Raw genomic sequence first — 9,676 nt, forward strand, 5'->3', positions numbered from 1 at the left:
TGACAGATCGCGATATCCATCAACCAAAGGAACCCTCACTCCACGATCCACAGACCGTGCAGTGCGGGGGTTTGTTACTTGGCACTGACTTTCGGCACGCTGTTGAGTTCTCAAGGAGCGGACGCACACCAACTCGACCCTCTCGGGTTCCGCTGGAGGCTTGTTGTCCAACCCTGCGCCCGCCCGGAGTGTTCCCTCGAGGGGATCCTCCGCTCCGGCCCTCCCGGGCCGTGCGGCGCGCAGAGAGAAAGTTACGTGCCTGTCGGGACCGTGTCAAACCCGCTCGGCCGTGACGCCAGACACCGTTCCGGAACCGGCGTGTCACATGGCGTTAACGCAGCGGGACACCCTCAGTGGGCGACGCGCTGCACCCCGGCGACGGACCGCTTGCCACGGCGCAGCACCAGCCAGCCGCCCGGCAGCCATGCGTCCTCGCCCGGGACGGCGTCGGCGTCGGTCACCCGCTCGTTGTTGAGGTAGGCGCCGCCCTCCTTCACCGTCCGGCGCGCCTCGGACAGGCTGGAGACGAGCCCCGTCTGCTGGAGCAGCTGCGCGACCGTCGGCGTCCCGCCGTCGACGGTGACGCTGCCGGCCTCCCGCAGGGCCGCAGCGAGGGTCTCGGCGCCGAGCGCCGTCAGGTCGTCCCGGCCGAACAACGCACGCCCGGCCGCCTCGGCCTGGCGGAGCTCCTCGGGCCCGTGGACGAGCGCGGTCAGCTCCTCGGCCAGGGCCCGCTGTGCCGCGCGCGACGCCGGGCGCTCCCGGCTCTCGGCCAGGACCGCCTCGACCTCCTCGGCGGGCCGCTCGGAGAACTGCGGCAGCCAGGTGAGCGCATCGGCGTCGTCGGCGTTGAGCCAGAACTGGAAGAAGGCGTAGGGCGAGGTGAGCGCGGGGTCGAGCCACACGGTGCCACCCTCGCTCTTGCCGAACTTCTGCCCGTCGGACTTGGTGACCAGCACGGTGGACAGCGCGTGCACCGAGGCGCCCTCCACCCGGCGGACCAGGTCGATGCCCGCGGTGAGGTTGCCCCACTGGTCCGAGCCGCCGGTCTGCAGCGTGACGCCGTGGCGGCGGAACAGCTGCAGGAAGTCGTGCGCCTGGAGGATCTGGTAGCTGAACTCGGTGTAGCTGATGCCGGCCTCGGAGTTCAGCCGCGCGGACACCGCCTCCTTCGCCAGCATCCGGCCGACCCGGAAGTGCTTGCCGAGGTCGCGGAGGAAGTCGATGGCCGACAGCGGCTCGGTCCAGGTCAGGTTGTCGACGTACACCGGCGCGGGCAGGCCGTCCTGCTCGGCCGGCCGGTCGAGGAAGGGCGCCAGCTGGCGGCGGATGCTGTCCACCCAGCCGGCCACGGTGGAGCGGTCGTTGAGCTGTCGCTCGGCGGTCGGCCGCGGGTCGCCGATCAGCCCGGTGGCGCCGCCGACGAGGACCACCGGGTGGTGGCCGGCACGCTGCAGCGCCCGCAGCACCATCACCTGGACCAGGTGCCCGACGTGCAGGCTCGGGGCGGTCGGGTCGAAACCGCAGTAGTAGGTGACCGGTCCGTCGGCGAGGTGGGCGCGCAGGGCGTCCTCGTCGGTGGTCTGGGCGATGAGCCCGCGGCGCCGCAGTTCGTCGAGGACGGAGGAGGTCACGAGGTACCAGTCTGCCCGGCGGCGCGGCGGCGGCGCTGGCCACCCGGGCGGAAGGCGCTCACCGACGGCGCCCCGGGCTCCCAGAACCGCCACGGCAGCTCGGTGGCCCGGCTGATGCCGACCCGCGGCCCGGCCGAGACGGCGTCCGGCGGCTTCCCCGTGTGCAGCCGCACCGGCGAGGCGGGATCGAGGACGTCGGCGCCGCCGTCCTCCGGCCCGATCGCCAGCGCCGCGGTCAGCCGGGCCGGGCCGCGGGCCAGGTCCCGGGGCACGCGGGCGGAGGGACGGCGCAGCGCCGCGACCTCCTCCCCCACCACGACCTCACCGGCGCGCAGCAGCACCGCCGAGCCGCGGCCGGCGGGACCGACGACGACGTTGGCGCACCAGTGCACGCCGTAGCTGAAGTACACGTACAGCCGCCCGGGCGGGCCGAACATGATCGCCGCGCGCGGGGTCGGGCCGCGGTGCGCGTGCGACGCCGGGTCCTGCCCCTCCCCCGAGTACGCCTCGACCTCGGTGAGCCGGACGGCGACGGTCCCCTCGGGCCGGTCGGTGACCACCCAGCAGCCCAGCAGCGCCGGGGCGACGTCGTCGACCGGCCCGAGCAGCTCCTCCGCCGTCAGCAGGCGGCCCGGCGGGCTCAGAGCGCGGCCGCCACGGGCGAGTCGGCCGACCAGCGGCCGTGGGCGGCGACGACGTCCTTGAGCGCGGCGAGCTGGGCGGCGACCCGGTCGGGCGCCGTCCCGCCGCGGGTGTCGCGGGCGGCGAGGGCGCCCCGCACCGACAGCACCTCGCGGACGGCGGGGGTGAGCCGCTCGTCGATGCCGGCCAGCTGGTCGTCGCCGAGCTGGTCGAGCTCCAGGCCCGCGGCCTCGCAGACGGCGACCATCTCGCCGGAGATCTCGTGCGCCGAGCGGAACGGCACGCCGTTCTTCACCAGCCACTCGGCGACGTCGGTGGCCAGCGCGAAGCCCTGCGGCGCGGCGGCCTCGAGCACCTCCGGGCGCAGGGTGAGCGTGGCGACCATGCCGGTGACCGCGGGCAGCAGGAGCAGCAGCTGCTCGAGGGAGTCGAAGACCGGCTCCTTGTCCTCCTGCAGGTCGCGGTCGTAGGCCAGCGGCAGGCCCTTGAGCACGGTGAGCAGGCCGGTGAGGTTGCCGACGAACCGGCCGGACTTGCCGCGCGCCAGCTCGGCGATGTCGGGGTTCTTCTTCTGCGGCATGATCGACGACCCGGTCGCCCAGGCGTCGTCGAGGCGGGCCCAGCCGAACTCGGTCGAGGTCCAGAGCACGACCTCCTCTCCCAGCCGGGACAGGTGGACGCCGACCATCGCGGCGGCGAAGCAGAACTCCGCGGCGAAGTCGCGGTCGCTGACCGCGTCGATCGAGTTCTCCGCGGCCCGGTCGAAGCCGAGCTCGGCGGCGACGGCGTCGGGGTCCAGCGGGAGCGACGAGCCGGCCAGCGCGCCGGAGCCGAGCGGGCTGACGGCGGCGCGGCGGTCCCAGTCGAGCAGCCGGTCGACGTCGCGGGCGAAGGCGTGCGCGTGGGCGAGCAGCTGGTGGCTGACGAGCACCGGCTGGGCGTGCTGCAGGTGGGTCATGCCGGGCGCGGGGACCTCGAGGTACCGCTCGGCCAGGCCCAGGAGCGCGTACTCCAGCGAGGCCAGCTCGCCGACCAGGGCGCGCACGTTGTGCCGCAGGTACAGCCGCAGGTCGGTGGCGACCTGGTCGTTGCGGGACCGGCCGGCGCGCAGCTTGCCGCCGAGGGTGCCGAGCTTGGCGATCAGGCCGCGCTCGAGCGCCTCGTGCACGTCCTCGTCGGCCTCGACCGGCGCGAAGGTGCCGTCGGCGACCTCCGCCGACAGCTCGGTGAGCGCGCGCAGCATCTGCTCGAGCTCGTCGTCGGCGAGCAGCCCGGCGCGGTGCAGCACCCGCACGTGCGCGCGGGAGCCGGCGAGGTCGTAGGGGGCCAGCCGCCAGTCGACGTCGGTCGACTTCGACAGCGCCGCCATGGCCGGCGACGGCCCGCCGCCGAAGCGGCCGCCCCAGAGCCGGGTCTGCGAGGCGGGGGCGGTCGGGTCGGTCACGGGGCTGATCCTCCAGCGGGGTCGTCGGTCTCGTCGGTCAGGTGGGGCGGCTCGCCCGGCGCGCGGCCGGCCAGCGACCGCAGGCGCTGCGCCAGCGCCGCACCGCCGTCGGGCTCGCGGGAGACGACGAGCAGCGTGTCGTCCCCGGCGATGGTGCCCAGGACGTCGGGCAGGCCCACCTTGTCCAACGCCGAGGCGAGGAACTGCGCGGCGCCGGGCGGGGTGCGCAGCACAGCCAGGTTGGCACTGCCCTCGGCGCTGGTGAGCAGGTCCCCGAGCAGCCGGGTGAGCCGGGCGGGGGCGGCCTGCGCGGGCCGCAGCGGGGCGTTCTCCGGCGGCAGCACGTAGGACGCCGGGGCGCCGTCCGAGCCGCGCAGCTTGACCGCGCCGAGCTCCTCCAGGTCGCGCGAGAGCGTGGCCTGGGTGACCTCGACGCCCGACTCGGCCAGCAGTGCGGCGAGCTGGGTCTGCGAGGTCACCGGCCGGGCGGCGATGAGCTCGGCGATGCGGGCCTGCCGCGCCGACCGGGTCAGCGCCCCGGTCACCCGGATCGCTCCAGCAACCAGGTCAGCAGGGCCTTCTGCGCGTGCAGCCGGTTCTCGGCCTCGTCCCAGACGGCGCTCTGCGGGCCGTCGATCACGTCGGCGGCGATCTCCTTGCCGCGGTAGGCGGGCAGGCAGTGCAGGACGAGGGCGTCGTCGGCGGCGCGGGCCAGCGCGGCGTCGTCGACGGCGAAGGGCAGGAACGGCGCGACCCGGGTGTCGTACTCGTCCTCCTGGCCCATCGAGACCCAGGTGTCGGTGGCGAGGACGTCGGCGCCGTCGGCGGCGGCCGCCGCGTCGGCGGTCCACTGCACCGAGCCGCCGGTCTCGGCGGCGATCTCCGCCGCCCGCTTCAGGACGTCGGGCGCCGGCTGGTACCCCTCGGGCGAGCCGATCCGCACGTGCATGCCGGCGGTGGCGCCGCCGAGCAGGTAGGAGTGCGCCATGTTGTTGGCGCCGTCGCCGAGGTAGGTCAGCGACCGGCCGGCCAGCGAGCCCTTGTGCTCGACGACGGTCTGCAGGTCGGCGAGGACCTGGCAGGGGTGGAAGTCGTCGGTGAGCGCGTTGACCACCGGCACGCGGCTGGTGGCGGCCATGGTCTCCAGCCGGTCCTGGCCGAAGGTGCGCCACACGATCGCGGCGACCTGCCGGTCGAGCACGCGGGTGGTGTCCTCCACCGGCTCGCCGCGGCCGAGCTGGCTGGACCCGGCGTCGATCACCAGTGGGTAGCCGCCGAGCTCGGCGACGCCGATCGAGAACGACACCCGGGTGCGGGTGGAGGGCTTGTCGAACAGCACGGCGACCGCGCGGGGCACGCCGTTCGCGGCGCGGAGCGGGGTGGGCGCGGCGTCGGTGTGCCGGGTGCGCTTGAGCTCGGCGGCGAGCGCGAGGACCTGGGCCTGCTCGTCGGGGGTGAGGTCGTCGTCGCGGGTGAGGTGCCGGGTCACGAGTCGGTCTCCTGCAGGGCGGTGTCGAGGGCGGCAGGCAGCGCGGCGACGAAGGCGTCGACCTGGGCGTCGGTGAGGACCAGGGAGGGCGCCAGCCGGAGCACGTCGGGGGCGACGGCGTTGGTCAGGAAGCCGGCGGCCCGCAGCTGCGCCTCCAGCGCGCCGGCGGCCGGGGCGGTGAGGACGACGCCGAGCAGCGCGCCCCTCCCCCGCACGCCGGAGACGCCGGGGTGCCCGAGGCCCTCGATGCCGGCGGTGAACCGGTGCTCGAGCTCCTTGGCGCGCTCGAGCAGGCCCTCGTCGCGCATCGTGTCGAGGACGGCGAGCGCGGCGGCGCAGGCGATCGGGTTGCCGCCGAACGTGGAGCCGTGCGAGCCGGCGGTCATGAGCTCCGCGGCGTCGCCGAAGGCGAGCGTGGCGCCGATCGGCAGGCCGCCGCCGAGCGCCTTGGCCGTGGTGACCACGTCGGGCTGCAGGCCGTCGGCCTGGTGGGCGAACCAGTGGCCGGTGCGGCCGGTGCCGGTCTGCACCTCGTCGACGGCGAACAGCGCGCCGGCGTCGGCGGCGGTGCGGGCGGCGGCGGCGAGGTAGCCCGGCGGCGGGGGCTGCACGCCGCCCTCACCGAGCAGCGGCTCGAGCAGCACCATCGCGGTCTGCTCCCCGACCGCGCCGGCCAGCGCGTCGGCGTCGCCGTAGGGCACGTAGCGGACGCCGCCGGGCAGCGGGGCGAACGCGGCGGCCTTGGACGGCTGGCCGGTGAGCGCGAGCGCGCCCATCGTGCGGCCGTGGAACGCGCCCTCGGCGGTGACCACCTCGGGCCGCCCGGTGAGCCGGCTGATCTTGAACGCGGCCTCGTTGGCCTCGGCGCCGGAGTTGCAGAAGAACACCCGCCCGGGCCGGCCGGCGAGCTCCAGCAGCCGCTCGGCGAGCGCGACGCCGGGCTCGTGCATCGCCAGGTTGGACACGTGCCCGAGGGTCTGCGCCTGCTCGGTGATCGCCTCGACCACCCGGGGGTGGGCGTGGCCGAGGATCGTCGTCGCGATGCCGCCGAGCAGGTCGGTGTACTCGCGGCCGTCGACGTCCCAGACGGTGGCGCCCTCGCCGCGCGCGAGCGCGACCGGCGGGGTGCGGTAGTTGCCCATCATCACGGCCGACCAGCGGGTGGCCAGCTCCTCCGTGGGGGTCATGCCGGCTCCTCCCTGGTGAGCGTGTGGGCGGGGACGACCATCGTCCCGGTGCCCTCGGTGGTGAACATCTCCAGCAGCAGCGCGTGCGGGGTCCGGCCGTCGACGACGGTCGCCCGCTTCACCCCGCCCTCGACCGCCCGCAGGCAGGCGGCCATCTTCGGGATCATCCCCGCGTCCAGGTCGGGGAGGATCTCGGCGAGCTCGGCGGCGTCGATCTGCTGCACGAGCGAGTCGCGGTCGGGCCAGTCGGCGTAGAGGCCCTCGACGTCGGTGAGGACGACGAGCTTCACCGCGCCGAGCGCCACGGCGAGCGCGGCGGCGGCGGTGTCGGCGTTGACGTTGTGCACCACGCCGTCGCGGTCGGGCGCGACCGTGGCGACCACCGGGATCTTCCCGGACTCCAGCAGCGCGGTGACCGGCGTCGGGTCGACGGCGACGACGTCCCCGACCCGGCCGACGTCGACCGGCTGCCCGTCGACCAGCGCCGTCGTCCGCTCGGCGGTGAACAGGCCGCCGTCCTCGCCGGACAGGCCGACCGCGAGCGGGCCGTGCTGGTTGACCAGCCCGACCACCTCCGGGGTGACCTGGCCGGTGAGCACCATGCGGACCACCTCGACGGTCTCGTCGGTGGTCACCCGCAGGCCGCCGCGGAACTCGCTCTCGATGCCGAGCCGGCCGAGCATCTCGGTGATCTGCGGGCCGCCGCCGTGCACGACGACGGGCAGGATGCCGCAGGTCCGGAGGAACACCATGTCCTCGGCGAAGGCCCGGCGGCACTCCTCGTCGACCATCGCGTGGCCGCCGTACTTGATCACCACCACGTTGCCGTGGAACTCGCGCAGCCACGGCAGCGCGCCGGTGAGGACGGCGACCTTGCGGGCGTCGCCCTCCGGGTCGTAGGTGCGCATGACCCGGGTGGTGCCGATCCGCCGGCGCGGCGGGGGCGCCTCGTCGACCCGGACGTCGGGCGGGGTGGGGTCCTGGGAACTGGTCACGTGGAGTACGCCGAGTTCTCGTGCACATAGGCGATGGACAGGTCGTTGGTCCAGATCGTCGCCTGCTCGTCGCCGGCCCTCAGGTCGACGTCGATGGTGATCGCCCGGCCGGTGAGGTCGACGCCCTCGCGCGGGTCGCCGATCGCGCCGCCCCGGCAGACGGTGACGCCGTTGATCGTGACGTCGACGCGGTCGGGCTCGAAGGCGGCGTCGGTGGTGCCGATCGCCGCGAGCACCCGGCCCCAGTTCGGGTCGTTGCCGAACAGCGCCGTCTTGAGCAGGTTGTTGCGCGCGCAGGCCCGGCCGGCGGTGAGCGCGTCCTCGACGCTCGCCGCGTTGCGCACGGTGATCGCGATGTCCTTGGTCGAGCCCTCGGCGTCGGCGAGCAGCTGCATGGCGAGGTCGGTGGCCGCGGCGGTGAGCGCCTCGGCGACCTCCTCCGCGGCCGGGCCGACGCCGCTGGCGCCGTTGGCCATCGCGACGACGGTGTCGTTGGTGGACAGGCAGCCGTCGGAGTCGACCCGCTCGAAGCTGACGCCGGTCGCGGCCTCGAGCGCCTGCTGCAGCACGGCGGGCTCGACGGCGGCGTCCGTGGTGAGGACGACGAGCATCGTGGCCAGGCTCGGCGCGAGCATGCCCGCGCCCTTGGCCATGCCGCCGACCGACCAGCCGTCCCGCTCGACGACCGTCGTCTTGGGCACCGAGTCGGTGGTCATGATCGCCCGGGCGGCGTCGGGACCGCCGTCGGCCGACAGCGCCTTCGCGGCGTCGGTGACCCCGGACAGCAGCCGGTCCATCGGCAGCCGGACGCCGATCAGCCCGGTGGAGGCGACGGCGACGTCGATCGCGCCCAGGCCCAGCTCGGCCGCGGTGTGCTCGGCGGTGGCGTGGGTGTCCTGGAAGCCCTCGGGGCCGGTGCACGCGTTGGCGCCCCCGGAGTTGAGCACCACCGCCCGCAGCCGGCCGGTCGCCAGCACCTGGCGGCTCCACTGCACCGGCGCGGCCGGGAAGCGGTTGGTGGTGAAGACGGCGGCGGCGGCGTCCCGCGGCCCGTCGTTGACGACCAGCGCGACGTCGGCCGCGCCGGTGCTCTTGAGCCCGGCCGCGACGCCGGCGGCCCGGAAGCCCTGGGGCGCGGTGACGCTCACGGGGCCACCCCCACCAGCGGCAGGCCCGCGGTCTCGGGCAGCCCGAGGGCGATGTTGGCGCTCTGGATCGCGCCGCCCGCGGTGCCCTTGGTGAGGTTGTCGACCGCGGCCACGACGACCAGCCGGCCGGCGTCCGGGTCGACGGCGACCTGCACCGCGACGGTGTTCGCGCCGAGCACCTGCGCCGTCGTCGGCCACTGGCCCTCGGGCAGCAGGTGCACGAACGGCTCGTCGGCGTAGGCCTTCTCGTAGGCGGCCCGCGCGGCGTCGGCGTCGGTCCCGGGCCGCAGCGGCGCCGAGCAGGTGGCGAGGATGCCCCGGCTCATCGGCACCAGGGTCGGGGTGAAGCTGATCCGCACCGGCTCCCCGGCGGCCGCACCCAGCGTCTGCGCCATCTCGGGGGTGTGCCGGTGCACGCCGCCGACGCCGTAGGCGCTCACCGAGCCCATCACCTCGCTGCCGAGCAGGTGCGGCTTGGCCGCCTTGCCCGCGCCGGAGGTGCCGGAGGCGGCGACCACGACGACGTCCGGCTCGACCAGCCCGGCGGCCAGCGCCGGGGCCATCGCGAGGGTGACCGAGGTGGGATAGCAGCCGGGGACGGCGATCCGCCGCGCGCCGGCCAGCCGCTCCCGCTGGCCGGGCAGCTCGGGCAGGCCGTAGGGCCACGTCCCCGGGTGCTCGCCGCCGTACCAGCGGGCCCAGGCGGCCGGGTCCTGCAGCCGGTGGTCGGCGCCGCAGTCGATGACGAGGGTGTCCGGGGACAGCTGCGCGGCGATCGCGGCGGACTCCCCGTGCGGGAGCGCGAGGACGACGACGTCGTAACCGGCGAGGTCCTCGGGCGCGCTCGGCCGGACCTCGAGGTCGGCGAAGGGCAGCAGGTGCGGCTGCAGCTCACCCAGGCGTCGGCCGGCGCTGCTGTTCGCGTGCACCCCGGCCAGGCGGAGGTGCGGGTGCCCGGCCAGCAGCCGGCACACCTCTCCCCCCGCGTACCCGGTGGCGCCGGTGACCCCGACCGTCCACGTCTGCCCTGTGTTCACGATGCATGACCATACAGGACCGTGCATGACCTTTCATGACCGGGGGTCCGAGCTGCCCCGTGCGCGCTCGTGCTCTGCCCCCGATCGGGGGCAGAGCACG

Annotated in this window: 9 protein-coding genes; all 9 read right to left on the reverse strand. The window is 75.3% G+C overall.

Features of this window, described 5'->3' with window-relative positions:
* Positions 1 to 350 precede the first annotated feature (350 nt).
* From tyrS to argC, 9 genes are read right to left on the reverse strand one after another with little or no spacing between them, the layout of a single operon-like run.
* A complete protein-coding gene (tyrS, locus tag ACI8AA_RS23775) occupies positions 351 to 1,634 on the reverse strand; it encodes a tyrosine--tRNA ligase (protein ID WP_457046838.1) in 1,284 nt (427 codons plus the stop codon).
* Positions 1,631 to 2,311, reverse strand: a complete 681-nt coding sequence (locus ACI8AA_RS23780; protein WP_457046846.1) for a DNA-3-methyladenine glycosylase — start codon at positions 2,309 to 2,311, stop codon at positions 1,631 to 1,633. Before ACI8AA_RS23780 ends, tyrS begins: the two co-directional genes overlap by 4 nt.
* A complete protein-coding gene (gene argH, locus ACI8AA_RS23785) occupies positions 2,275 to 3,720 on the reverse strand; it encodes an argininosuccinate lyase (protein ID WP_457046839.1) in 1,446 nt (481 codons plus the stop codon). The genes ACI8AA_RS23780 and argH overlap by 37 nt, the downstream gene beginning before the upstream one ends.
* Positions 3,717 to 4,265 carry an arginine repressor gene (locus tag ACI8AA_RS23790; RefSeq protein WP_457046840.1) on the reverse strand — a complete coding sequence of 183 codons (549 nt, stop codon included), beginning with the start codon at positions 4,263 to 4,265 and terminating at the stop codon, positions 3,717 to 3,719. Before ACI8AA_RS23790 ends, argH begins: the two co-directional genes overlap by 4 nt.
* Entirely contained in the window at positions 4,262 to 5,209 is a 948-nt protein-coding gene (argF, locus tag ACI8AA_RS23795; RefSeq protein ID WP_457046841.1) for an ornithine carbamoyltransferase, read from the reverse strand. Before argF ends, ACI8AA_RS23790 begins: the two co-directional genes overlap by 4 nt.
* Entirely contained in the window at positions 5,206 to 6,396 is a 1,191-nt protein-coding gene (locus tag ACI8AA_RS23800) for an acetylornithine transaminase (RefSeq protein WP_457046842.1), read from the reverse strand. The genes argF and ACI8AA_RS23800 overlap by 4 nt, the downstream gene beginning before the upstream one ends.
* Complete coding sequence (gene argB, locus ACI8AA_RS23805; RefSeq protein ID WP_457046843.1) at positions 6,393 to 7,391, reverse strand: acetylglutamate kinase; 999 nt, start codon at positions 7,389 to 7,391, stop codon at positions 6,393 to 6,395. Before argB ends, ACI8AA_RS23800 begins: the two co-directional genes overlap by 4 nt.
* Entirely contained in the window at positions 7,388 to 8,539 is a 1,152-nt protein-coding gene (gene argJ / locus ACI8AA_RS23810; RefSeq protein WP_457046844.1) for a bifunctional glutamate N-acetyltransferase/amino-acid acetyltransferase ArgJ, read from the reverse strand. The genes argB and argJ overlap by 4 nt, the downstream gene beginning before the upstream one ends.
* Positions 8,536 to 9,576: an N-acetyl-gamma-glutamyl-phosphate reductase gene (argC, locus tag ACI8AA_RS23815; RefSeq protein ID WP_457046845.1), complete on the reverse strand. Its 1,041-nt coding sequence runs from the start codon at positions 9,574 to 9,576 to the stop codon at positions 8,536 to 8,538. Before argC ends, argJ begins: the two co-directional genes overlap by 4 nt.
* Between the last annotated feature and the right edge of the window lie 100 nt (positions 9,577 to 9,676).

The sequence above is a fragment of the Geodermatophilus sp. SYSU D01180 genome (assembly GCF_054050415.1).

Coding starts and splice junctions, on each gene's coding strand:
- ACI8AA_RS23800 (WP_457046842.1), bottom strand. CDS start 6,396: ATGACCCCCACGGAGGAGCTGGCCACCCGCTGGTCGGCCGTGATGATG.